Origin of the sequence: Curtobacterium sp. MMLR14_006, from assembly GCF_001864985.1 — a bacterium.
Taxonomy (GTDB): domain Bacteria; phylum Actinomycetota; class Actinomycetes; order Actinomycetales; family Microbacteriaceae; genus Curtobacterium.
In genome coordinates this window covers 390,171-412,405 of sequence record NZ_MJGU01000012.1, presented here as the reverse complement: position 1 = coordinate 412,405, position 22,235 = coordinate 390,171, and the positions used below count along the sequence as shown (strand labels likewise).

Genomic DNA, 22,235 nt, shown 5'->3' with positions numbered 1-22,235 from the left:
CGTGGGCCGGTCAGGCGAGGACGTCGAGTCCCGCGGTGCGGACGCTGGGGGTCGTGGTGGTGGGCTGGGTGCGCGGGGTGGGCCGTGCCTCCAGGCCGGTCTCCGCACGCGGCGGGCCGGCGGCCGGGCGCTGGTCGCGACCCGGGGACGTGTCGGGGTGGTTCTGCGACGACAGGTCGAGCGTGGTGGCGGCCCCGCTGCCGGCGGCGTCGCGGCGCAGGTCGGGCAGGACCTGCCGGACCGCGTCGCGGCCCGCGTCCGAGGCGGCGAACAGCTCGACGTGCATGCCGTGGGTGGTGACGTGGGCGCGGACCGTGACCGGTCCGAGGGCGTCCGGCGTGAGCTGCACCGTCACGACGTGCTCGCCCGGCCCGGCCTGGGCGAGCGAGAAGACCGGTCGGGCGAGCTGCTGCGCGACCGGCGCGGAGGTCGCGGCCGGCGCGGGTGCGGCGGACGACGCGACGGTGGTCGCGGCAGCGCGGGCGGTGGGGACGGCCGGGAGGCCCTGGTCGCCCGCCGTCGACCGCTGCGGCTGGTCCTCGGAGCCGGTCCGGGCGCCGTTCGCGTCGGCAGCGTCGGCTGCCGGTGCGACGACGGGACCGGTGGTGGTGGCGGGTGCGGAGGACGGGGTCGCTCCGGCGGTGTCGGGCACGACCGCGGGGGTCGTCGGCCGGGTGGGGACGGCGCCGGCGGCAGCGACCGTGGTCACCGTGGCGGTGGGCACACCGCTACCGACGCCGAGCCGGTCCGGGGTGACCGCGGGGACGGTCGACGCCACTGCCTCGTCGGCGGGTGCAGCCGGTGCGGCGGGCACGTCGGCGGCCGTGGGCACCGCGCCGCCGATGGGTGTCGGGGCCGGCGCCGGTGTCGGCGCCGGTGCCGACGCCGGTGCCGCTGCACCGACGGCCACGGCCGGAGCCGGAGCCGCAGCCGCAGCGGTCGTCGGGTCGGCGGGACGGGCCTGGGCCGTGGTCGACGGGGCGGCGGCGGTCACGGCCGGCTCCGCCGCGCGGAGGGCTCCGGCCGCGGTCGACGGGTCGGTCGACGAGGCAGTCGAAGCGTCCGTCGACTCGTCCGTCGACTCGTCCGACGTCGGCAGGAGCGCCGCGGGAGCGGTCGACGCCGGCGAGGGCGCAGTCGTCGTCGCGAGCGTGTCCGCGGTGACCTCGGCCGAGGCGGACGCCGACAGGACGGGGACGAGCGCGACGGGCACCAGCGCCAGCGGCGGCACCGGCGGCACCGCCCCCGGGTCGACGCCGTCGGGGTCCGGAGCGGTGTCGTCGCGGCCCGTCGTCGGCTGCGCGGCGCGGCCCGCGGCGCGGTCGCCCCTGCGGTCGGCGCCGTGGTCGGCACCGCGGCGGTCGGTCGCCACGGCCGCGGACAGCGCGGCGTCGAACGAGCCGCCGTCCGCCGGGTCCACCGTCGGTCGTCCGACGCCGGTGGGGGCCGGCGCGGCGGGCTGGGTGCTGATGGTCATGCTCATGCGGCGCTCCCGGACTGCATCATGGACAGCAGCGCGGCGGTCTGCAGGTCGGTGGCGCTCCGCGCCGCGGTGCCCGCGGTCGCTGCGGTCGCTGCCGTCGCGGCGGACGGCTGTGCGGGGACGATGCGGCGGATGGTCGCGATGTCGGCGTCGGAGTACCAGTTGTCGACGATCCGGACGTCCTTGCCGGGGCGCGGCGCGTGCAGCACCTTGCCGTCGCCGACGTAGATGACGATGTGCTGCTCCCCCTTCGGCACGATGAGGTCGCCGGGCTGCGCGTCGCGCAGGGAGCCGACCTCGACGCCCATCCGTGCCTGGTCCGGCACGACCCGGGGCATCGTGACACCGAGGTCCTTGAAGACCGTCTGCACGAGGCCCGAGCAGTCCATCCCCGACGTGGTCGTGCCGCCGAACACGTACGGCACGCCGAGGTACTTCTTCGCGTCGGCCACCACGTCGGAGCCGGTGGCGCCGCTGCCGGTGGCCAGGGTGTCCTTCCCCGCGTCGACCGATGTCGCCGGGGTCGCGGTGGCGGCGGCCGTACCCGTCGAGGTCGACCCGACGCCCGCGCCGGTCCCGCCGTCGGTCGCGGTCGCCAGCGCGTCGGCGAAGGCGCTCGACGACGCGGCGGTGGACGCCGACCCGGCGGTCGAGGACGGCGCGACGGCCTGCGTGCCCCGCAGGGAGTCGATCTGGGACCGGATCTCGGAGATCCGGGAGAGCACGGCCTCGACGCTCACCGGGCACCACCTTCCGTGCGGCGGCGTGCCGCGATCTCGTCGAGGGCGTCCTGCTCGACGCGGAGCTCCTCGGCTGCCTGCTGTTCGACGTGCTTGCCCTCGAGCTTCTCGAGGCCGACCGCGGCCCGGCGGGCAGCGGTGTACGCCTCCTGGGCGCGGTCGGCGTCGGCCTGACGGGTGCGGACGACGGCGTCGAGCTCCTCGAGCATCCCCCGGGTCGCGGCGCGGGCCGCGGCGACGGCGCTCAGGGTCGCGGCGTCCTGGATCGGCTGCGTGCCCTCGGTGTCCGCCAGGCTGCGACGGGCGGCGATCCGGGCGTCGGCGGCGTCGCGCACCCGCTCGTTCGCGGTGGCGAGGGACGCCGCGGCACGGTCCTGTTCGGCGTGCCGCAGGCGCAGGAGTCCGGCGAGCGGGAAGCGGCGGGCCATCACGCCACCCCCAGCTGCTGCACGAGGCCGCCGAGCCGCTGCCACGACGACGCCGCCGTGGCCCGCTCGTCCATGCCCTGCTGCAGGAACGCGTCGATCGCGCCCTGGTGGTCGACCGCTGCGTCCACGAGGGGGTTCGTCCCGCGCTGGTAGGCGCCGACGTCGAGCAGGTCCTGGGCGGCGCGGCGCGCGGCCATGACCTTCCGGAGCGTCGTCGCGGCGGCGCGCTGCGCCGGGTCGGTGACCTTCGACGCGACGCGCGAGACCGACCCGAGGGCGTCGACCGACGGGAAGTGCCCGGTGATCGCGAGCTTGCGGTCGAGCACGACGTGCCCGTCGAGGATGCTGCGGGCCGCGTCCGCGATCGGTTCGTTGTGGTCGTCGCCGTCGACGAGCACCGTGTACATGCCCGTGATGCTGCCGACCCGGTCCGTCCCGGCGCGTTCGAGCAGCCCGGCGAGCACCGAGAAGGTCGACGGCGGGTAGCCCCGGGTTGCCGGCGGCTCCCTCACCGACAGGCCGATCTCGCGCTGCGCCATCGCGACGCGGGTGAGCGAGTCCATCATGAGCACGACGTCCTGGCCGGCGTCGCGGAACGACTCGGCGATCCGGGTCGCGACGAACGCGGCGCGCAGGCGCATGAGGGCCGGCTCGTCCGAGGTCGAGACGACGACGATCGAGCGGGCGAGCCCCTCGGCGCCGAGGTCGTCCTCGAGGAACTCGCGGACCTCGCGACCGCGCTCGCCGACGAGCGCGATGACGTTGACGGCCGCGTCGCTCCCCCGCGCGATCATCGACAGCAGCGACGACTTGCCGACGCCGGAGCCGGCGAACAGGCCCATGCGCTGTCCGCGACCGACCGTGGTCAGGGTGTCGAGCACGCGGACGCCGAGCTGCATCGGGGTGTCGATGCGGGTGCGGGCCATCGCGTCCGGGGTGGCGTGGTCGAGCGGCACGAGCGCGACCGGCCCGCCGTCCGGAGCCGTCAGCGGCCCGCGGCCGTCGATCGGTCGGCCGAGGCCGTCGAGCACCCGGCCGAACAGTCCGGCGCCGGTCGGCACGAGCACGGGGCGGCCGGTCGGGCGCGCCGGGGTGCCGGTGGTGACGCCGGTCAGCCGACCGAGGGGCATGCAACGCACGCCGGAACCGTCGGTGGCGACGACCTCGACGGCGGTCTGCTCGCCGTCCTCCGGCCCGACGAGCACGACCTCGCCGACGGAGGCCTCGAGGCCCGCGACGGTCAGGCCGAGGCCGACGGCGCTCGTCACGACGCCGACCCGCTGCGGGGCGGCGAGGCGGACGGCGTCGTCGAGGCCGCGGGGACGGAGCAGGGTCGCGGTCACCGGTCGCCCTCCAGTGCGGTGCGGGCGCGGTCGAGCGCCGTCGCGATCCGCGCGTCGAGCAGTCCGTCCGGCAGGTCGACGACGGCGTCGCCGTCGTGCAGCGCCGGGTCGGCGACGACCGGGACCGGCAGGTCGAGGTCGGCCACGCGGGCCGCGTCGCCGACGCTCAGCCGGACCGCGACGGCGACCGTGCGGTCGACGGACGCGAGCGCCCGCTCGACGGTGGCGAGCGCGCCGGCGGCGATCCCCGCCTCCTCGCCGTCACCCGTCGTGTCGGCGGGCCGGGAGGCACGGATCGCGTACCCGACGACGGCCTCGGCCAGGTCGAGGGCCGCGCTGGCGACGGACGCCTCGGCGTCGTCGAGGACGGGTGCGACGCGGGACAGCAGCGCGGTCGCCGCGGCGTCGAGGACGGCGACGCGGCGGGCGGTGTCCGCCTGCAGCGCGGCGACCCGGCTGGCGTGCTCGGCCTCGAGCCGCGCGCGCAGCGCGTCGGTCTCGGCCTGCGCGGCGCGCAACCCGGCGGTGTACCCGGCGGCGTGGCCGCGCACGTCCGCACTCGTGGCGCGTTCGCGGCCGGCCGGGTCCCCGATCACCGGGAAGGCGACGCGCTGCACGGTCGTGGTGTCAGTCAACGAGCTCGTCCTCCTCGGCGCGGTGCACGGTCACGACGCCCTGGGCCTCGAGCTCGCGCACGGAACGGACGACCTCGGCGCGCGCTTCCTCGACCTGCGAGACACGGACCGGCCCCATGGCCTGCAGCTCGTCGTCGAGGAGCGAGCGGTTGCGTTCGGAGACGTTCGCGCGGATGGTCTCGACGACCGGGCCGGCGGCGCCCTTCATCGCGGTGGCGAGGAGCTTCGAGTCGATGCCGCGCAGGACCTGCTGGATGTCGCGGGCCTCGAGCTTGACGATGTCCTCGAAGGTGAGCATGCGCGAGCGGATGTCCTCGGCGAGTTCCGGGTCGCGGGCCTCGAGCCCGTCGAGCACGGCCTTCTCGGTGGCGACGTCGGAGCGGTTGATGATGTCGACGAGCGGCGCGATGCCCCCGACGACCTCGACGCTCTCGCGCGGCGACACGACGGCGCCGGCGCGCTGCCGGAGCACCCCGGCGACGATCGCGACGGCCTCCGGGGTGGCGCTGCCCATGGTCGCGAACGCCTGCGCGACGTCGGTCCGGACCCGGTCGTCGACGCCGGCGAGCACGGCACTGGCCTGTCCGGGCGCGAGGTGCGCCAGGACCAGCGCGATGGTCTGCGGCAGCTCGCCCTCGAGCAGGCTGATGACCTGGCCGGGCTCGGCGTCGTCGAGGAAGTCGAAGGACTGGCCGGCCAGGTTCGAGGCGAGCCGGTCCATGACGCCTGCGGCGCGCTCGGCACCGAAGGACGCCTCGAGCAACCCGAGCGCGGTGTCCTTGCCGCCGCGCTTCTGCATCCGGCCGCTCGTCGTGAGTCGGTGGAACTCGGACATCGTCTGGTCGACGACGCTGTCGTCGACGCGGCGCATCCGGACGATCTCGGCCGAGATCTCCTCGGCCTCCATCTCGGTGAACTGCTTCATCACCTCGGCGGCCCGGTCGGTCTCCATCTGCATGAGGATGAGGGCGACCTTCTGGGCGCCGGAGAGCGTGCGCTCGGCCTGCGGGCCGGAGCCGCCGCCGATCGGGACGAGGCTCACACGCCCGCCCGGTCGTCGAGGAGCCCGCGGAGGAGCTCGGCCGTGCGCTTCGGGTCGCGCTCGGCGAGGGCGGAGATGTCCTGGCGGCGGCGCTCGGCGGTGATGTCCTCGGTGCGGAGCACCTCGGTCGGGGCGTCGCCCGCGGGCATCGCGGAGAGGACGGCCGTCGGGGCGTCCCCGGCGCCGAGCGTCGCGAGGTCCGGCGCACCGTCGACCGCGAGGGGCAGCTGGAAGGTCTCGCCGGCGAAGGCGTCGAGCTCGCCGAGGTCGACTGCCTCGCGCTCCTGCTTGCGGCTGCGGCGGGCGAGCACCACGCCGAGCGCGATGACCGCGAGGATGACGCCGATGACGATCGCCGCCGTGCGGATGGTCGACCAGAGGGCCTCCTGCTGGTCGGCCTGCTGCTGCGCCTCGAGCGCCTTGGCGGCCTCGTCCTTCGCGCTGGTGTCGAAGTCCATCATCGCGACCTTCACCTGGTCGCCCCGGGCGGGGTCGACGCCGGCAGCGGCGGCCACCATGTCGTTGATGCTCTGCAGGTTCGCGTTCTGCACGGCGTCGGCCTTCGCGTTGAGCGCGACCGAGATGGTCTGCCGGCTGAGCGCGCCCGCCGGGATCTGCGTGGTCTCGGTGGTGTGGTCGACGGCGTTGTTCTTCGTCGCCGACTCGTTCGTGTAGCCGTCGTCGCCGGTGCCGTCGGCGCCGTCGCCGTTCGGGACGGCGATGTTGTCCGGTCCGAGCACGCCCGTCGCCCCGCGGCCGGCGCCGGACCCGGCGCCGTACTCCTCGGTCGAGCTCGACTCGTTGAGCGCGACCGGACCCGAGGTCGGCGTCGCGTAGCTCTCCGACGTGCGGGTGCCGGACTCCTGGTTCATCGTCGCGGACACGACGACGCTGGCGTTCCCGACGCCGAGCGTGGTGTCGAGCTGGTCCTGGATCTTCTTGCTCGTCGCGGCGTCGTAGTCGGCGGCCTGGTCGGCGCCGCTGCCGGTCGCGCCGGTGCCGACGGCGGAGAGCGTCTGGCCCTTCGCGTCGACGACGGACACGTCGGTGGGCTGCATGCCCTCGACCGCGGCGCTCGTCAGGTGCACGATGGCCTGCACCTGGTCGCTCGTCAGCTGCGTGCCGTTCTCCGGAGCGATGAACACCGACGCCGTCGGGTCCTTCTCCTCGGACACGAACACGGACTTCTCCGGGATCGCGAGCTGCACGGTCGCCGTCTGCACGCCGTCCATCGCGCCGATGGTCTTGGCGAGTTCGCCCTCGATCGCGCGCTTGTACGTGACGTCCTGCTGGAACTCCGAGCTCGTCACGCCCATCTGGTCGAGCAGCGAGTACCCGCCCTCGTTCGACGACGGCAGGCCGTTCGACGCGGCCTTGAGGCGCTCCGAGTACACCTGCGCCTGCGGCACGAGGATCGTGGCCCCGCCGTCGGTGAGCTGGAACGGCACACCGTCGGTCTGCAGCTGGTCCGTGATCGAGCTGGCGTCGGCGGCGGCGAGCCCGGTGAACAGCGGCGCGTAGGACGCCTTGCCGAGCCACGACGCCAGGGCGATCCCGCCGAGCACGAGGGCCGCGACGACGAGGATCGCGATGGTGCGCTGCGCGGCGGAGAAGCCCTTGACGTAGGCGCCGAGGCGCGCGAGCACGTTCTTGACGGCGACGGGCATCAGGCCTGCATCCTCATGATCTCGTTGAACGCGTCCACGCCCTTGTTGCGGACGGCGGCGACGAGCTCGAGCGTGACCTGCGCGCGGGTGGCGGCGATGGTCGCGTCGTGGATGTCGTCGAGGTTGCCGGTGACGGCCTTGAGCGCCAGCGTCTTCGAGTCGGACTGCAGCGCCTGCAGCCCGTCGACGGCACCGGTCAGGCTCGCGGCGAAGCCGCTGCCGCCGGTGCCGGTCGCGCCGGCCGCGCCGGTCGTCGCGCTGTCGCTCGACGTGCCGGAGACGCTGGTCAGGGCGTTCGTCATCGCGTTGGTGGTCACACCGTTCACGGCGTCGATGGGCATCAGTTCTTCCCGATCTGCAGGGCCGCCTCGTAGGCGGTCTTCGCACGGTCGACCACGGCGGCGTTCGCCTGGTAGCCGCGCTGGGCCATGATGAGGTCCGCCATCTGCGTGCCGAGGTCGATGTCCGGCATGCGGACGTAGCCCTCGTCGTTCGCGAGCGGGTTGTCCGGGTCGTAGGTCACGCGGCCGGCGGCGCTGCCGAACGCGGCGCCCTTCACGTACGCGCCGGAGACGCCGTTGCCCTCCTGGACCTCGACGTAGCGGGCCTGGAACGCGGTGTCGTCCATCGACTTCACCGTGTTGGCGTTGGCGATGTTGTCGGAGATCGCGTCGAGCCACTTCCGGTGCACGGTCAGACCGGTGCTCGCGATGCCGATCGCGTCGAAGGTCGTCACGAGTTCGTCCGCATCGCCGCACGCAGGGCCGTGGCCTCGCCACCGACCGCCTGCGTCGCGAACTGGTACCGCAGCACCGTGTCGACGTTCGACAGCGTCTCCTCGTCGAGGTCGACGTTGTTGCCGTTCGTGTTCGTCGGCTCGAGGCTCCGCGTGGTGGTCGGGGCGACGTGGCCGTCACCGTCGACGATCGACTGCGCCAGGGTGTCCTCGAACCGGACCTTCTCGGCGTGGTAGCCGGGGGTGTTGATGTTCGCGATGTTGTTCGCGATCACGCGCTGGCGCATCGACAGGCCGTCGAGTGCGCTCTGCAGCGCGACGCTCGTCACGGAATCGAACACGGGAGTGGTCCCCTCGTCATGGCGCGTCGCGGGAGTGGTGCGACGTCGCCGTGCGGTGGTGGCCGATCCGTGGCCGAACTGGTGAGCGATCCGTGCTCGGAGGGCGCTATCGGAGACCGTCGAGTGCCGCGTTAGGCGTCGCCCCGAACGGGGGTGGGTGCGGGTCGGGGGTGCGGGTCGGGGGGCTCGGTCGGGGGGCTGGGTCGGGGTCGCCGTTGCCGTCGCTGTGGTGCGACGAGATCGTTGTCGCACGACGTCGGTCTTGTCGCGCACGTCCGGCGGGCGTCGGCCGCGCGCTGTCGCACGACGAGATCGCTGTCCGACGACGTCGACGGTGTCGCGCTCCCGGTTGCCGTACCGAGCGCGGGGTGCCGGACGGCGCCGGACGAGCGCTGTCCGACGACGAAGTCGCTGTCGCGCGACGTCGACGGTGTCGCGGCGGAGCGGTCAGGCCGAGGCGTCGAGGTACACGGATCCGCGGGGCTCCCGCGTCGCGTCGACGGCGCGGAGCGCACCGAGGTGCTCGAGCGTCGCCCGCCGGTCGGCCTCGAGCACGGCCAGTCGGTCGCGTTGCGCCGCGAGCAGTCGGGAGGCCCGCCCCACCAGGTCACGCGGGATCGGTCCCAGCCCGGTCGGCTCCGACCAGTCGGTCACGACCGTCGCGCCGGCCACGGGGCCAGCCGTCTGCCCGGCCGCGTCCTGCTCCAGGGAGGCGAGCAGGTCCTCCCATGCGGCGCGGTCGGTGACGGGGTCAGGCGACACCGAGCGCCCCGCCGGTCGCCTGCGGTGCTGCGGTGGCCGGCAGCGAGGCGGCGGCCTCGTGCCAGGACTGCCGGAGCGGCTCGAGGATGCGGATGCAGTCGCGTGTCGCCTGCACGTCGCGGTGCACGTTGGCCGTGATGAGCGAGGTCGAGGCGTAGTTGTAGATCGCCAGCAGGCCCTCGCCGCCGTCCCACACGTCGATGCGCAGGGTCGAGGACAGCTCGCCGACGATGGCCTGGGCGTGCAGGAGCTGCTCGCGGGCGGCCTCCCAGTCGGCGGTGGTCTGGGCGGCCTCGGCGCGGTGCAGGTCGAGCAGCAGCCGGTCGTACAGCATCGTGACGAGCTGCGCCGGCGTCGCGGAGAGCACGGCCTCGTTCGTGTACTGGGCGCGGCGCTGGTCGGTCACGGAGCGGGGCTGGGCGGCCTGGCGGAACGCGGCGGCCTGGAGGTCGAAGGTCATGGTGTTCCCGTCAGCTCGACGTCGACGCCAGCTGGCTGGTGAGCCAGCTGGACTGGGACTGGAGTTTGCTGAGGCTCGTCTCGAGGGCCGAGTACTGCGCCTGCAGGGTCGCCCGACGGCGGGTCAAGCGGTCGGACCAGCTGTCGATCTGGGTGTTGAGGTCCTTTGCGATCGACTGCTGGCCGGTGATGGAGGTCGTGATCGACCCGTTGTACTTGTCGGACGCGGTGGTCGCGGCGGCGCCGACGTTCGCGGCCACCCCGGAGAGCACCGCCTGGGTGCCCTGCGGGTCGGTGGCCAGGGCCTTCTGGAAGGCGTCCGGGTCGAATGTGAAGGTGCCGTCCTTCTGGATGACGATCCCGATGGACGACGGCGACTTCCCGCCGATCGGCGCCGACATGGTGCTCGTGAGACGCTGCACGACGTCGCGGGTCGTCGCGTCGCCGGTGAGCACCCCGGCCTTCGTGGTCGTCGTGCCCGTGGTCGCACTCGTCGTGCTCGTCACGGCGGTGTTCGTGCCGTAGTAGCTCGTGATCGCGTTGAGCGCGTCGACGAGACCGGAGGCCACGGCCTGCGCCTTCGTCGTGTCCTGCGCGACCGTGATCGTCACCGGGTCCGTCGACGGCTTCGTCACCGTGACGTCGACGCCGGGGAGCAGTCCGGTGAAGGTGTTCGTGGCGCTCGTGACGGTCTGCGCCGCCGCGGTGCCGGCCCAGAGCGTCACGCTCGCGTCGCGTGCGGTCGTGACGACGGCGGCCCCGGGCTGCGCGAACACGTCCGTCGCGGTGCCGGCGGTGACGTCCGCGCCGCTGCCGCGGTAGAGCGAGAACGCGCCGGCAGCACCCGTCGACGTCGACGTGAGCTGCAGGCGGTAGAGCTTGGTGCCGTCGGCGTCGGTGCCGGCCGACACCTTGGTCGCGGTCACCCCCGCGGCGGCTGCGTTGACGGCCGAGACCGCGTCGTCGAGCGACCCGGAGGCGGGCGTGACGGTGGTCTGCTTGCCGCCGGCGCCGACGATCGTGATCGGCTCGGCGGCGGACGACCAGGTCGCCATCGCTGCGGTCACCCCGACCTGCGCGGCGGCGGTCGTGCCGACGGTGAAGTCGATCGAGCCCTTCGCCGCGGTGGGTCCCGCGACGACACTGACCGTCGGCGTCGAGCTCGTCGCGGTGAAGACGTCGAGCGAGCTCGTCTTCTGGGCCGCGGTGGCCCTGGTCGCCAGGGTCTGCACGAGCGAGTTGATCGTCTGCAGCGACGAGATGAACGAGTTCGTGCTCGCGAGCTTCGACTTCAGCAGCGTCTGCGGGACGGCCTCGACGCTCATCAGCGAGTTGATGAGGTCGGTGGTCTTCAGCCCGCTGACGAGGCCGTCGATGGCCAGGCTGTTCGCCGAGGAGACGGACGACATCGATGGCTCCTGCCGGTGTGCGGTGGCGGTCGGATGCGGACGACGCCGCCCACCGGGGCACCCGAACGGTCCCGGTGAGCGGCGTCAGGGGTGCTAGCGCAGGAGCGAGAGCACGCCCTGCGTGCTCTGGTTCGCCTGTGCGAGCATCGAGGTGCCGGCCTGGCTCAGGATGTTGTCGCGCGTGTACTTGACCATCTCCTGCGCCATGTCGACGTCGGTGATGCGCGAACCAGCAGCGGTGAGGTTCTCCTTGGCGACGTTCGTCACGTTGATGGCGTGGTCGAAGCGGTTCTGGACCGCACCGAGGTTCGAACGGGCCTCCGAGACGGCCTTGATCTGCGCGTCGATCGTGCCGATCGCCGTGCGGGCCGAGTCACCCGAGGTCAGGTCGAGGTCCTTGACCGCACCCGCCACCTTGCTGACGTCGGCACCGGTCAGGTCGACATCGATCTTGCTGGCGGCGGTGCCGTCCGCGCCGACCTGGAAGGTCAGCTTGCCGGTGCCGTCGACGGTGCTGCTGGTGGCGGCCTTGCCGTCGAGCAGCTTGATCCCGTTGAAGTTGGTCGAGTCCGAGATGCGCTGGAGCTCCTCCTGGAGCTGGCCCACCTCGGTCGTGATCGCCTTCCGCGAGTCCTCGTTGTTCGAGTCGTTGCCGGCCTGGACGGCCAGGTCGCGCATGCGCTGGAGGATCGAGTGGGTCTCGGTGAGGCCACCTTCAGCGGTCTGCACGACGGAGATGCCGTCCTGCGCGTTGCGGGCGGCGACCGTGAGGCCACCGACCTGGGACTTCAGCCCCTCGGAGATCGACAGACCGGCAGCGTCGTCGGCAGCACGGTTGATGCGGAGACCGGTCGAGAGCTTCTCGAGGGACTTCGACAGGTCGTTCTGCGTCGCGTTGAGGTTCCGGTACGTGTTGAGTGCCGAGAGGTTGGTGTTGATGGACATACCCATGGTGTGTTCCTCCGTGAATCTGGGTCGTGCGTCTGCCCGTCCGTGGGCTGACATGGGTGACTCTCGACCGGGCGCCGGGAGTCGTTAGGGGATCGGCGGGATTTCTTCCTGCCGACGTCTCAGCTGGCCGCCACGGCCGGCCCGGACGCCGCGTCGTGCACGGCCCGGGCCACCCCTGCGGCGGCGTTCGTCGCGACGCGCGCCAGGTAGGCGCTGCGCCGGGCCGCGGTGGTCCGCGACGCGTGCTCCGGGGCCGGGCCGCCGTCGCCGTAGTGCGCGGAGAGTCCGTCGCGGAGCAGCCGCATCGCCTCGGAGCGCTGCTGCGAGACGGCCGAGTGCGTGATGCCGAGCTCGGTCGCGACGTCGGTGACGGTCCGGTCGCCGAAGTAGACGGCCTCGACGATGAAGCGCATCCGCTCGGGCAGCGCCTGCACGGCGGCGACGAGGTAGCGGCGCTTCTCGGTCTCGAGCAGGTCGTCGCCGGGCAGCGGGAGCTCGGCGGCGACGAGGTCGTGGACGGTCTCGTCGAGCGGGGCGACGGTGCGCGCGGCGTCGCTCATCGCGTCGGCGGCTGCCTGCCGGTCGACGCCCATCGCGTCGGCGATCTCCTGCACGCCCACGCTCCGGCCGAGCCGTGCGGACAGGGCCTCCTGCGTGGCGAGCGTCTCGCGGATCCGCTTCCGGGTGCCGCGGGACGCCCAGTCGGCGGAGCGCATGTCATCGGCGATCGCGCCGGTGACCCGGGTGCGGGCGTACGCGCCGAAGGGCACGCCGAGCGTGGGGTCGAACGCGTCCGCGGCGGCGACGAGGGCGAGGGAACCGACGGCGGCGAGGTCGTCGCGGTCCAGGTGCGTGGCACGGGAGCGGACGTCGGCGACGATGTAGCCGACGAGCGGCAGGTGCTCCACGATCATCGCGTTGCGTTCGGTGCGGTCCATGCTGTCCCTCGATCGAGCTGCTGAGTTCGACCCGTCCCTGGGCGCGACGGACGCCGGCCTCGGATGGCCGGTGCGTACGCCGAAGAACCCCCCGGATCCGTCCGGGTGGTACACGCCGCGCTCGGGACACGCGGTGCGGGGTGTCCCCCGCGGTGCGTTTCTGAATGTATCGGGTGGACGCGGGCCGCACAGGTCCCGCACCGTCCCCAGTGCGGGGGTCCGGGACCCTTCGAGCGGTCGGCATTTGGGAGGACAGCGGGTGGAGAACCGACGTTCTTGTCCCCCGTCGTGGTCGCACCGGTACCCCGTGACGACGGTGTCGGGGTGTACTCCGGCGGCCCGCGCTTACGGCCGGCCCACGGGCGTCGATAGGTCCTGGTGTCCGCAGGATGACGGACCGGGGATCGACCCCGGACCGACCTGCGGCCCACGACGAGACCCGCACCCTGGGAGGAGCTGATGACCGTGAACGACCTGTCCGCCGTGCTCTGGCGCGAACGCGAACTGCTCGAGCTGCTCACCTTCAAGCTCGAGGAGGAGCAGCTGCTGCTCTCCGCCGACCGGTCCCGTTGGGTGTCGCACGCCAGCCGCGAGGTCGAGCAGGTCCTCGACCGTCTGCGCAGCACCGGGCTCGAGCGCGCCGCGTCGAGCGCCGAGGTCGCCGAGGAGTGGGGCGTCCCCGCCGACGCTCCCCTGCGCGAGGTCGTCGCCGCCGCACCGAGCGGCCCGTGGGGCGAGATCCTCGCCGCGCACCTCGCCGCGATGGTCGAGCTGACGACGCAGATCGCGGCCCTCCGCGACGAGAACGACCGGTTCCTGCGCACCGCCGCCCAGGCCACCGAGGAGACCCTTGCCGGGACCGTGACGGGTGCAGCCACCTACGACGCGAGCGGCTCGTCGGGCTCCGGCACCGACGGCGCACGCCTGTTCGAGGGGACCCTGTAGCACCGTGGTCAGCACCTTCGGATCCCTCGCCACCGCGTACTCCGGCCTCGCCGCCGCCCGCGCCGGACTCGACGTCACCGGGCAGAACATCGCGAACGCCGGCACCGCCGGGTACACGCGACAGCGCATCACCCAGACCTCGGTCCCGGCGCCGCAGACCGGCTTCGTGCGCGGCACCGCCGCCCTCGCCGGACAGGGTGTGTCCGTCGACGGCATCGCCCGGCTCGCCTCGCTCACCCTCGACGCCGGCGTCCGCGTCGCCGCCGGCTCGTCGGCCTACGCCGGGGCCCGCGCGAGCGCCCTGAGCGCTCTGGAGACCGGGCTGCACGAGCCCGGCTCGGACGGGCTGAGCGCGAAACTCGACCTGTTCTGGTCGTCGTGGGGGCAGCTCGCGAGCCACCCGGACGACCCCGGAGCCGCCAGCACCGTGCTCGCCGCCGCCGCGACGGTCGCCTCCGTGCTCGCGACCGGGTCGAAGGCCGTCGACGCGCAGTGGTCCTCGGTCCGCGGGACCGTGACCGGACAGGTCGCGCAGCTCAACGACGCGGCGAAGCAGGTCGCCGACCTGAACGGGCGCATCCGCACCGCCGTCGCCTCCGGCGGCTCGGCGAACGAGCTCATGGACCAGCGCGACCAGCTCACCGAGCAGATCGCCACGCTCGCCGGCGGGACCACCCGCACGAACGCCGACGGGACCGTCGACGTGCTCCTCGGCGGCAACCCGCTCGTGCAGGGCACCGACGCCCGTGCCGTGGCGCTCGGCGGCGGGACGCGGCTCGCCGACGGCGCCGCCGTGACCCTGTCCTGGACCTCCGGCTCCGGTGGCGCGGTCGCGCTGTCGGGCGGCTCGATCGGCGGCGCCCTCGCCGTCCTCGCGCCGACGTCCGGCAGCGGGACCGGCGGTGCACTGGCCGAGGCCTCGGCCGCGTACGACGCCGTCGCGACACAGCTCGCCGCCGCGGTGAACGCCGTGCACGCCACCGGCACCACCCCGGACGGCGCGACCGGCGCCCCGTTCTTCGCGATCACCGCCGGGGGGCCCGCCGCGCAGGGCCTCACCGTCGTGCCGACCGACGCCGGCGGCCTGGCGACGCGGAACGCGGCGGGGCAGCTCGACGACTCGTTCGCCGACGCGCTCTCGCGACTCGGGGCGGCGTCGGACGGCGCCGACCGCACCTGGGCGACGTTCGTGGCGGGGGTGGGCACCGCCTCCCGGTCGGCCGCGACGGAGTCGACGCTCACCGGACTCGCCCTGACCAACGCACGCACGCAGCAGCAGTCGAGCGCCGGCGTCGACCTCGACGAGGAGAACGTGGCCCTGCTGACCTACCAGCACGCCTACCAGGGCGCGGCACGTGTCCTGACGGCCGTCGACGAGATGCTCGACACCATCATCAACCGCACCGGACTCGTCGGGAGGGCGTGATCGTGATCACCCGGGTGACCACCCAGATGTCGATGGCCGCGGCCGCGGACCGGCTGCAGGCCGGTGCCGCACGCGTCGCGCAGCTCACCGAGCAGGCGACGACGCTGCAGGCGATCCAGAAGCCGTCGGACGACCCGAGCGGCACGGCGTCGGCGATGCAGGTCCGCAAGGAACAGGCCGCCACCGCGCAGTACACGCGGAACGCCGACGACGCCGTCGGGTGGCTCGCGCAGACCGACAGCGCCCTGTCGAGCGTCTACTCGACGCTCAACCGCGTGCGGGACCTGACCGTGCAGGCCGCCAACTCCGGCACCATGAGCGAGACCGACCGCGACGCCTTCGTCACGCAGTTCCGGTCCCTGCGCGCCGACCTCGAGGCCCGCGCGAACACCACCTACGGCACCCGCTCGGTCTTCGCCGGGTCGTCGACCGACGCGTCCGCGTACGACCCCGCGACGGGGTGGGCGGCGTCGGGCACCGCCGTCTCGCGACGTGTCGGCGACGGCAGCACCGTGCGCGTCGACACCTCCGGCGAAGCCGTGTTCGGCACCGGTGCGACGTCCGTGTTCGGCATGATCGACTCCATCGTCAGCGACCTGCAGAACGGGACCAACGTGAACCCGCGCATCAACGACGTCGACGCCGCGCTGAGCAGCGTGCGCGGCGCCCAGGCCGACGTCGGCGTCCGGCACGCCGCCGCCCTCGCCGCCCAGGACTCGCTGAAGACCGCGACCGTCGCCCTCGAGGGCCGCCGCTCCGGCATCGAGGACGTCGACCTCGCCAAGGCCGTGCTCGACCTGCAGGTGCAGCAGACCAACTACCAGGCAGCCCTCGCCGTCACCGCGAAGGTCCTGCAGCCGACCCTGATGGACTACCTCCGATGAGCATCCCCCTGACCTTCGCCGTCCCGCCGTTCGGCCTCGCCCCTGCCGACGTCTTCACCCTGACCCCGGTCGACGGCGCCGAGGGCCTGTTCACGCTCGTCGGCGACTCCTCGCGCTTGTTCGTGCTCGACGCCGCGGTGCACCTGCCGTCCTACGCACCGGAGCTCACCGACGAACAGGCGGCGGGGCTCTCGCTGACCGATCCCGCCGACGCCATGCTGCTCGTCGTGGCGAACCCCGGCGGCGCGGACTCGTCCGGCACCACCGTGAACCTGCTCGCACCGATCGTCGTGAACGCCCGCACGGGCGCCGGCGCCCAGGTCATCCTGGAGGACAGCGACCTGCCGCTGCGGGCGGAGCTCGCGCGGGCGTAGGGGCTCGGCGACGCGGTACGACAGCTGGGGGGCCTGCTCGGTTCGCACCGACTTTCCGACGTTCCGCGCGTCGATCGTCACGTGGTCGGTCGCAACATGCACACGCACCAGATGCACGCGCATCGAGCGACGGAACACGCGACGATCACCTCGTGTCTTGTCGATTGATGCCCCTGCATCGGACGGCAACGGCGGTCCGGAGTGGCGACGATCGGCGCTGAGCAGCAGTCGACGGCGCCGAGCAGCGGCGGCGGGTGGCAGCGGGTGGGTGGGCGGCAGCGGCGGGCAGCAGCAGCGGTTGGCAGCGGTGAGCACGCACTTTGCGACAATGCGCAGGTCGATCGTCACGTGCTTGGTCGCAACATGCCCACGCACCCGCTGCACGCGCATCGGGCGACAGACCACGCGCCGATCACCTGGTGTCCTGTCGACTGGTGCACCCGCATCGGGTGGCCCCACTCCTGCACACCTCAGCTGGTCGCCGTGACTCTCCACAGAGCGGCGCCGAGGCACCCCGAGCGGAGCCCCGTTCAGCGACGCTGGCGTCGTGACCAGCGCCATCGACATCGAACTGATCCGGACCACCGGCTTGCCGCCCTCCGAACGACGGGCGCTCGAACGTGACGTCCGACGCGGGGTCCTCGAACGCATCCGGCCCGGCGTGCTCGTCCGTCCGGGCGCGCTCGCGGGGCTGCGACCCGGCGAACGGCACCACGTCATGGTGCGTGCGGCACTTCACCGACTCCGTCCGGGTGACGTGGTGTCCCACCAGTCTGCGGCGGCCGTGCTCGGCTACCCGATGCTCGGTGCTCCCCCGCCGAAGGTGCACGTCCTCGACGCGACCACGTCGCACACGCGGGTGTCCAGCTGGTTCGTCCGCCACGGCGTGCTCGCGAGACCGCCGTCCGCGGCGCTCGACGTGGCGGGTGTGCTCGTCACGACCGCTCCACGCACCGCAGTCGACGTCGCAGCGACCCGGCCGCTCGCTGTCGCCCTGCCGGTAGTCGACCACGTCCTCGCGCACCGACAGACGACTGCCGCTGCCCTGGACGGAGAAGTCGCCACCCTGACCGCTGCCCGAACGAAGGCAGCGACAGCGATCGGCATGGGGTCGGGCCTGTCCGGATCGCCGGCTGAGTCGCTGTTCCGCGTGCGGTGCCGGGAACTCGCAGCGCCGGAGTACGTCCAACAGCACCCGTTCCGTCGCCCGGGCACGCAGAGCGCGATCGTCGACTTCTGGTTCCCGGCACAGGGCGTCGTCGTCGAGATCGACGGCCGCGCGAAGTACGAGGACCCCGCGATGCTCGGCGGTCGCTCCGTGGAGGACGCGCACTGGCAGGAGAAACGTCGTGAGGACTTCGTCCGCTCCTTCCCCGAGGTCCGGACGGTCGTCCGGCTCTCCTTCACGGACGTGTTGTCGGCCGACCGGGTCCGGACGGCGCTGCGGCGAGCGGAGGTGCCGTGCCGATGACGGACACCCAGCCGCCGTCCCGTTCAGCGGCGAGGCGCGTCGGGGTGGTGCGCCCGCTGCCGCTCGACCTCGGGCGGGGTGGCGCCCCCGGTCACCACGGCGACCTCGCCGACGCCGATCCGCACGCCGTGCACGCGGCCGCTGCCCTTGACGACGCCCGCACGACGGTCCGGGTCGGGTTCACGGTGGTCCCCTCCCGCCGCGAGCACGGCGTCCCGCAGCGAGACGGAGCCGAGCACCTGAGCACCGGCGCCGATGTCGGCCGGCGCCTCGACCACGCACCCGCCGCGCAGCCGGGCGGCGGCACCGATCGCGACGTCCACCTCCGTGTCCACCGACGCGGCGGTCACCTCCGAGCGGTACGCCGTGATCGTCACGGGTCCCGGGCCGAGCTCGGCACCGCGACCGACCCGGACGTGGGCACCGTGCGCGACGACCGTGACCGGTCCGGGACCGAGGCGGGCGCCGGTCTCCACGACGATCGTCCCGCCGTCCCGGGTCTCCAGGGTCGTCGACGGGTGCAGCACCACGCCGGGGTGGACAGTCGCACCGGTCCCGAGCAGCACGGACGCGGGGTCGAGCACGAGCACCTCCGGGGCGAGTGCCACGACCTCCGCGACGGTGCGGAAGCCGGCGGTGCGCCGAGCCTCGTCCAGGGCCGGTGTGCTCACGGTGCCGTCGTCCATCCCGGCAGCCTCCCACGTCCTCGGCGTACGGTGGACGAATGGCTCGTGCCCCGAAGAACCAGGCGATCGTGCCGCTGCCGAACGCCCCGGTCGTCCCCACTGCTCCCGACGACGACCACCGGATCCCGGTCGCCGAGAACACCGGATGGGTCAAGTGGCTCGACCGTGTGATCAGTGTGCAGCGCCCGGTCGTGGTCGCCCACGTCAACGCCATCCGACGCCGTCGCCCGGACGCCACCCCCGCCGAGGTGATCCAGATCCTCGAGCGCCAATACCTCGCGGCCGTCACCACCGGCGGCGCAGCGGTGGGCGCGAGTGCGGTCATCCCCGGCGTCGGGATGGCGGCAGCGCTGAGCCTGAGCGGTGCGGAGACCGTCGGGTTCCTCGAGACCACGGCGCTCTTCGCCCAGTCGGTCACCGAGGTGCACGGCATCGCGCTCGACGACCCGGAACGCGCCCGCACGCTCGTCATGGCCATGATCCTCGGCGCCCCGGGTACGCAGCTCATCAAGCAGCTCGCGGGTCAGGCGGCCGGTGGTCAGGCGCGGACGGCGTTCTGGGGCGAGATGGTCACCGCCTCGCTGCCGAAGCAGGTCGTCAGCGGCATCGGCGGCCAGGTCCGCTCGCAGTTCGTCAAGCGGTTCGCCGCTCGGCAGGGTTCGACGATCCTCGGGCGGGCCCTCCCGTTCGGCATCGGAGCGGCCGTCGGCGGGCTCGGCAACCACGCGCTCGGGCGCAAGGTGATCCAGGCTTCGCGGACGGGCTTCGGCATGCCGCCGGCGCAGTTCCCGATCGTGCTCGAGGTCGCCGGCTCGAAGCGCGAGGCGCGGAAGGCGATCAAGGCGTCGAAGAAGTCCCACGGTGCGCAGGACGACGACCTCTGGCCGGACGACCGACCAGCCGCCTGACGCCGGAGGACCCACCCGAAGCCTGGTGTCGGGCGACCCACCTGGAGCTGGGCCCCGGCCCGAAGCCGGGCCCGGGGCTCTGGTCCCGGCCTCGGCCTCGGCCTCGGCGAACGTCCCCGGTCCGGGGCGGGACGCCGCACCGGTGTCGGCGAGCCCGCCCGTCCTAGAAGGACCGCACCGGCGTCCGGACGACCTGACCGGCGTGTGCGAACCCGCCGCCGAAGCCGAACAGCAGTGCCGGCACACCCTCCGGCAGGTCGCCGCGCGCCCATGCCTTCGACAGGCCGAGCGGCACGCTCGCGGCCGAGGTGTTGCCGGACTCGACGACGTCCCGCACGACGAACTTCGACTCACCGCCCAGGGCGGTCACGAGCGGCTCGATGATGCGCAGGTTCGCCTGGTGGAACGCGAAGACCTCGATGTCGTCGAGGGTGAGTCCCGCGGCCTCGACGACGGCGCGGGCGTGGCCCTCGGCCTCGGTGATGGCCCAGCGGTAGATGGAGCGGCCTTCCTGCTGGAAGTGCTCCGGGTCGCCGGAGACTCGGACTGCGTCCTGCAGGTGGGGCACGCTCCCCCACGAGACGGGGCCGATCTCCGGCGTCTCGGTCGCGCCGAGCACGGCGGCTCCGGCGCCGTCGCCGACGAGCACGCAGGTCGAGCGGTCGGTCCAGTCGGCAATGCCGGACAGGATCTCGGACCCGACGACGACCGCGACGTCGGCGGACCCGACGCGGATGGCGTGGTCGGCGAGGGCGAGGGCGTACTCGAAGCCGCTGCACGCGGTGTTGATGTCGATCGGGGCGGGGCCGTTGGTCATGCCGAGCGCCGCGGCGACCCGGCCGGCGGTGTAGGGCGCGCGGTCGCGGTGCGTCGTGGAGGCGACGATCACGAGGCCGACAGCGGACGGCGCGACGCCGGCGTCGGCCAGGGCGTTGCGCGCGGCCTCGATCGCCATCGAGGTGACGGTGTCGTCGGGGCCGGCGATGTGCCGGGTCTCGATCCCGGTTCGGGTCCGGATCCACTCGTCGTTCGTGTCGACCATCGTGGAGAGCTCGTCGTTGGTCAGGATGCGTTCGGGCTGGTGGTGACCGAACCCGAGGATCCGGCTGCCACGGAGTGCTGGGGTGTTCACCCTCGGCACGCTACTCCCCTGCCGGACGGCCTCATGCCCGTGCAGGCATGATCCGCGGCGTCGAGCGGCCGCAACACGGCAGCACCGCGGTGGACCGTTGTCCCGAGCGACCGTGCCGCGTCCCGAGTCCCCAGGCTGCCTCCGAGTCGTCGCGCCGAGCCCCGAGCCCCCACGACGCGCCCAGACTCACCACGCCGCGCCCAGAGCCGTCACGCAGCGCTCGAGTCACTGAACCCTCGGACACGGCGACCGTCACCATTGCCGGGTCCGCTCGCCGCGGCCCCGACCGGTACTCCCAGGGCCTTCCGCCGACGGGGTCCGGCCCGTAGACCGGGTGCATGGACTACACACACCTCGGACGGACAGGGCTGTCGGTCTCGCGAGCCGTGCTCGGGACGATGAACTTCGGCCCGGAGACCAGCGAGGACGACTCGCACGCCATCATGGACCGGGCCCACGAGCTCGGCGTCAACTTCTTCGACACCGCCAACGGCTACGGCGGCTCGGTGGGCAAGGGTGCCACCGAGGAGATCATCGGCCGCTGGTTCGCGAAGGGCCACGGCCGTCGCGAGAAGACCGTGCTCGCGACGAAGGCCTACGGCGAGATGATCGACTGGCCGAACGGCGGCCGGCTCTCGGCGCTGAACATCCGGCAGTCGCTGGACGCCAGCCTCCGCCGCCTGCAGACGGACCACGTCGACCTGTTCCAGATGCACCACGTCGACCGGGACACCCCGTGGGACGAGATCTGGCAGGCGATGGAGCTCGCGGTCGCGCAGGGCAAGGTGCTCTACGTCGGGTCGTCGAACTTCGCCGGGTGGCACATCGCCCAGGCGCAGGAGGCCGCGGCCCACCGCAACTTCCTCGGCCTGGTGAGCGAGCAGTCGATCTACAACCTCGTCGTCCGTGACGTCGAACGCGAGGTCCTGCCGGCCGCGCAGCACTACGGCCTCGGCGTCATCCCGTGGTCGCCGCTGCAGGGCGGGCTGCTCGGAGGCGTCATCGAGAAGACCGAGAACGGCTCGCGGCGGCTCTCCGGCCGCAGCGCCGAGTACGTCGATGCACACCGCGACCAGCTGCAGGCGTACGAGTCGTTCGCGAAGGAGCTCGGGCACACCCCGGGCGAGCTCGCCTTGGCGTGGCTGCTGCACCAGCCGGGCGTCACCGCCCCGATCACCGGCCCGCGCACGATGGAGCAGTGGGAGTCCGCGGTCCGCGCGGTGGACGTCCGCCTCGACCAGCGGGCACTCGACCGGCTGGACGAGCTCTTCCCGGGCCACGCGACCTCGCCCGAGGACTACGCCTGGTGACCTGATCTGACGCACGGTGCCGGTGGCGGCCCGACGACCGGCCACGGACGGGAGGCACGGTGCGCGTCCGACGCGCACCGTGCCTCCCGTCCCGGGTCCGGACCACGCCGACCCGCGCCGACCCACCCGGAGTGGCCGGGCACACGACGACGGGCCCCGCGCTTC

Annotated in this window: 24 protein-coding genes; 7 read left to right on the top strand and 17 right to left on the bottom strand. The window is 73.4% G+C overall.

From position 1 onward, the window contains the following. Nucleotides 1-10: 10 nt before the first annotated feature. From BIU94_RS05505 to BIU94_RS05435, 15 genes are all read right to left on the bottom strand, one after another. Nucleotides 11-1,483 carry a flagellar hook-length control protein FliK gene (locus BIU94_RS05505; protein ID WP_139195926.1) on the bottom strand — a complete coding sequence of 491 codons (1,473 nt, stop codon included), beginning with the start codon at nt 1,481-1,483 and terminating at the stop codon, nt 11-13. Beyond that, entirely contained in the window at nt 1,480-2,223 is a 744-nt protein-coding gene (locus BIU94_RS05500; protein WP_071255140.1) for a C40 family peptidase, read from the bottom strand. Before BIU94_RS05500 ends, BIU94_RS05505 begins: the two co-directional genes overlap by 4 nt. Next, nucleotides 2,220-2,651, bottom strand: a complete 432-nt coding sequence (locus tag BIU94_RS05495; RefSeq protein WP_071255138.1) for a flagellar FliJ family protein — start codon at nt 2,649-2,651, stop codon at nt 2,220-2,222. Before BIU94_RS05495 ends, BIU94_RS05500 begins: the two co-directional genes overlap by 4 nt. After that, nucleotides 2,651-3,994 (bottom strand): FliI/YscN family ATPase, encoded by a 1,344-nt coding sequence (locus BIU94_RS05490; RefSeq protein WP_071255136.1) that lies wholly within the window; start codon nt 3,992-3,994, stop codon nt 2,651-2,653. The genes BIU94_RS05495 and BIU94_RS05490 overlap by 1 nt, the downstream gene beginning before the upstream one ends. Then, on the bottom strand, nt 3,991-4,629 hold the full coding sequence (locus BIU94_RS05485; RefSeq protein ID WP_071255134.1) for a hypothetical protein: 639 nt from the start codon (nt 4,627-4,629) through the stop codon (nt 3,991-3,993). The genes BIU94_RS05490 and BIU94_RS05485 overlap by 4 nt, the downstream gene beginning before the upstream one ends. Beyond that, a complete protein-coding gene (gene fliG / locus BIU94_RS05480; RefSeq protein ID WP_083404600.1) occupies nt 4,622-5,671 on the bottom strand; it encodes a flagellar motor switch protein FliG in 1,050 nt (349 codons plus the stop codon). Before fliG ends, BIU94_RS05485 begins: the two co-directional genes overlap by 8 nt. Then, nucleotides 5,668-7,338: a flagellar basal-body MS-ring/collar protein FliF gene (fliF, locus tag BIU94_RS05475; protein ID WP_071255130.1), complete on the bottom strand. Its 1,671-nt coding sequence runs from the start codon at nt 7,336-7,338 to the stop codon at nt 5,668-5,670. The genes fliG and fliF overlap by 4 nt, the downstream gene beginning before the upstream one ends. Then, nucleotides 7,338-7,679 carry a flagellar hook-basal body complex protein FliE gene (gene fliE / locus BIU94_RS05470; protein ID WP_071255127.1) on the bottom strand — a complete coding sequence of 114 codons (342 nt, stop codon included), beginning with the start codon at nt 7,677-7,679 and terminating at the stop codon, nt 7,338-7,340. Before fliE ends, fliF begins: the two co-directional genes overlap by 1 nt. Continuing rightward, complete coding sequence (locus BIU94_RS05465) at nt 7,679-8,074, bottom strand: flagellar basal body rod protein FlgC (protein WP_071255124.1); 396 nt, start codon at nt 8,072-8,074, stop codon at nt 7,679-7,681. Before BIU94_RS05465 ends, fliE begins: the two co-directional genes overlap by 1 nt. After that, nucleotides 8,071-8,415: a flagellar basal body protein gene (locus tag BIU94_RS05460; RefSeq protein ID WP_071255122.1), complete on the bottom strand. Its 345-nt coding sequence runs from the start codon at nt 8,413-8,415 to the stop codon at nt 8,071-8,073. Before BIU94_RS05460 ends, BIU94_RS05465 begins: the two co-directional genes overlap by 4 nt. A 447-nt stretch (nt 8,416-8,862) precedes the next feature. Continuing rightward, the gene (locus tag BIU94_RS05455) at nt 8,863-9,177 is read right to left on the bottom strand and encodes a hypothetical protein (protein ID WP_071255120.1); all 315 of its coding nucleotides are present in this window, start codon (nt 9,175-9,177) and stop codon (nt 8,863-8,865) included. After that, the gene (fliS, locus tag BIU94_RS05450; RefSeq protein ID WP_083404599.1) at nt 9,167-9,637 is read right to left on the bottom strand and encodes a flagellar export chaperone FliS; all 471 of its coding nucleotides are present in this window, start codon (nt 9,635-9,637) and stop codon (nt 9,167-9,169) included. Before fliS ends, BIU94_RS05455 begins: the two co-directional genes overlap by 11 nt. A gap of 10 nt (nt 9,638-9,647) precedes the next feature. After that, nucleotides 9,648-11,045, bottom strand: coding sequence for a flagellar filament capping protein FliD (gene fliD, locus BIU94_RS05445; protein ID WP_071255115.1), 1,398 nt, complete (start codon nt 11,043-11,045; stop codon nt 9,648-9,650). 93 nt (nt 11,046-11,138) lie between these two features. Continuing rightward, complete coding sequence (locus BIU94_RS05440; RefSeq protein WP_071255112.1) at nt 11,139-11,996, bottom strand: flagellin; 858 nt, start codon at nt 11,994-11,996, stop codon at nt 11,139-11,141. Nucleotides 11,997-12,115: 119 nt separating this feature from the next. Beyond that, entirely contained in the window at nt 12,116-12,934 is an 819-nt protein-coding gene (locus tag BIU94_RS05435; protein WP_071255110.1) for a sigma-70 family RNA polymerase sigma factor, read from the bottom strand. Nucleotides 12,935-13,393: 459 nt separating this feature from the next. Here BIU94_RS05435 and BIU94_RS05430 point away from each other — a divergent pair, with 459 nt between their 5' ends. The 5 genes from BIU94_RS05430 to BIU94_RS05410 all read left to right on the top strand — a co-directional run bounded on the left by BIU94_RS05430 (nt 13,394) and on the right by BIU94_RS05410 (nt 18,034). Further along, nucleotides 13,394-13,879 (top strand): flagellar protein FlgN, encoded by a 486-nt coding sequence (locus BIU94_RS05430; protein ID WP_071255108.1) that lies wholly within the window; start codon nt 13,394-13,396, stop codon nt 13,877-13,879. A 4-nt stretch (nt 13,880-13,883) separates the two neighbouring features. Beyond that, nucleotides 13,884-15,305, top strand: a complete 1,422-nt coding sequence (flgK, locus tag BIU94_RS05425; RefSeq protein ID WP_071255106.1) for a flagellar hook-associated protein FlgK — start codon at nt 13,884-13,886, stop codon at nt 15,303-15,305. A 2-nt stretch (nt 15,306-15,307) separates the two neighbouring features. Continuing rightward, nucleotides 15,308-16,189 (top strand): flagellar hook-associated protein FlgL, encoded by an 882-nt coding sequence (gene flgL, locus BIU94_RS05420; protein ID WP_071256290.1) that lies wholly within the window; start codon nt 15,308-15,310, stop codon nt 16,187-16,189. Beyond that, nucleotides 16,186-16,563 (top strand): flagellar assembly protein FliW, encoded by a 378-nt coding sequence (gene fliW, locus BIU94_RS05415; protein ID WP_071255104.1) that lies wholly within the window; start codon nt 16,186-16,188, stop codon nt 16,561-16,563. Before flgL ends, fliW begins: the two co-directional genes overlap by 4 nt. Nucleotides 16,564-17,110: 547 nt before the next feature. Beyond that, complete coding sequence (locus tag BIU94_RS05410) at nt 17,111-18,034, top strand: hypothetical protein (protein WP_071255102.1); 924 nt, start codon at nt 17,111-17,113, stop codon at nt 18,032-18,034. Between the two features lie 23 nt (nt 18,035-18,057). On the opposite strand, the gene BIU94_RS05405 is transcribed toward BIU94_RS05410, so the two are convergent. Beyond that, on the bottom strand, nt 18,058-18,720 hold the full coding sequence (locus BIU94_RS05405) for a hypothetical protein (RefSeq protein ID WP_071255100.1): 663 nt from the start codon (nt 18,718-18,720) through the stop codon (nt 18,058-18,060). Nucleotides 18,721-18,758: 38 nt separating this feature from the next. Here BIU94_RS05405 and BIU94_RS05400 point away from each other — a divergent pair, with 38 nt between their 5' ends. Next, complete coding sequence (locus BIU94_RS05400) at nt 18,759-19,628, top strand: hypothetical protein (RefSeq protein ID WP_175472106.1); 870 nt, start codon at nt 18,759-18,761, stop codon at nt 19,626-19,628. Between the two features lie 163 nt (nt 19,629-19,791). Here BIU94_RS05400 and BIU94_RS05395 read toward each other — a convergent pair whose 3' ends face one another. Beyond that, nucleotides 19,792-20,760 (bottom strand): beta-ketoacyl-ACP synthase III, encoded by a 969-nt coding sequence (locus BIU94_RS05395; protein ID WP_071255098.1) that lies wholly within the window; start codon nt 20,758-20,760, stop codon nt 19,792-19,794. Between the two features lie 338 nt (nt 20,761-21,098). On the opposite strand from BIU94_RS05395, the gene BIU94_RS05390 reads away from it, so the two are divergent. After that, nucleotides 21,099-22,070, top strand: a complete 972-nt coding sequence (locus BIU94_RS05390; protein WP_071255096.1) for an aldo/keto reductase — start codon at nt 21,099-21,101, stop codon at nt 22,068-22,070. Nucleotides 22,071-22,235: the final 165 nt, after the last annotated feature.

What these genes read in the sequence shown, in the direction of transcription:
- BIU94_RS05400 (WP_175472106.1), top strand. Translation starts at nt 18,759, where the DNA reads ATGGCTCGTGCCCCGAAGAACCAGGCGATCGTGCCGCTGCCGAACGCC.
- BIU94_RS05405 (WP_071255100.1), bottom strand. Translation starts at nt 18,720, where the DNA reads ATGGACGACGGCACCGTGAGCACACCGGCCCTGGACGAGGCTCGGCGC.
- fliF (WP_071255130.1), bottom strand. Translation starts at nt 7,338, where the DNA reads ATGCCCGTCGCCGTCAAGAACGTGCTCGCGCGCCTCGGCGCCTACGTC.
- BIU94_RS05440 (WP_071255112.1), bottom strand. Translation starts at nt 11,996, where the DNA reads ATGGGTATGTCCATCAACACCAACCTCTCGGCACTCAACACGTACCGG.
- BIU94_RS05390 (WP_071255096.1), top strand. Translation starts at nt 21,099, where the DNA reads ATGGACTACACACACCTCGGACGGACAGGGCTGTCGGTCTCGCGAGCC.
- fliD (WP_071255115.1), bottom strand. Translation starts at nt 11,045, where the DNA reads ATGTCGTCCGTCTCCTCGGCGAACAGCCTGGCCATCGACGGCCTCGTC.
- BIU94_RS05505 (WP_139195926.1), bottom strand. Translation starts at nt 1,483, where the DNA reads ATGAGCATGACCATCAGCACCCAGCCCGCCGCGCCGGCCCCCACCGGC.
- BIU94_RS05435 (WP_071255110.1), bottom strand. Translation starts at nt 12,934, where the DNA reads ATGGACCGCACCGAACGCAACGCGATGATCGTGGAGCACCTGCCGCTC.
- fliS (WP_083404599.1), bottom strand. Translation starts at nt 9,637, where the DNA reads ATGACCTTCGACCTCCAGGCCGCCGCGTTCCGCCAGGCCGCCCAGCCC.
- BIU94_RS05495 (WP_071255138.1), bottom strand. Translation starts at nt 2,651, where the DNA reads ATGGCCCGCCGCTTCCCGCTCGCCGGACTCCTGCGCCTGCGGCACGCC.
- fliW (WP_071255104.1), top strand. Translation starts at nt 16,186, where the DNA reads ATGAGCATCCCCCTGACCTTCGCCGTCCCGCCGTTCGGCCTCGCCCCT.
- BIU94_RS05430 (WP_071255108.1), top strand. Translation starts at nt 13,394, where the DNA reads ATGACCGTGAACGACCTGTCCGCCGTGCTCTGGCGCGAACGCGAACTG.
- fliE (WP_071255127.1), bottom strand. Translation starts at nt 7,679, where the DNA reads ATGCCCATCGACGCCGTGAACGGTGTGACCACCAACGCGATGACGAAC.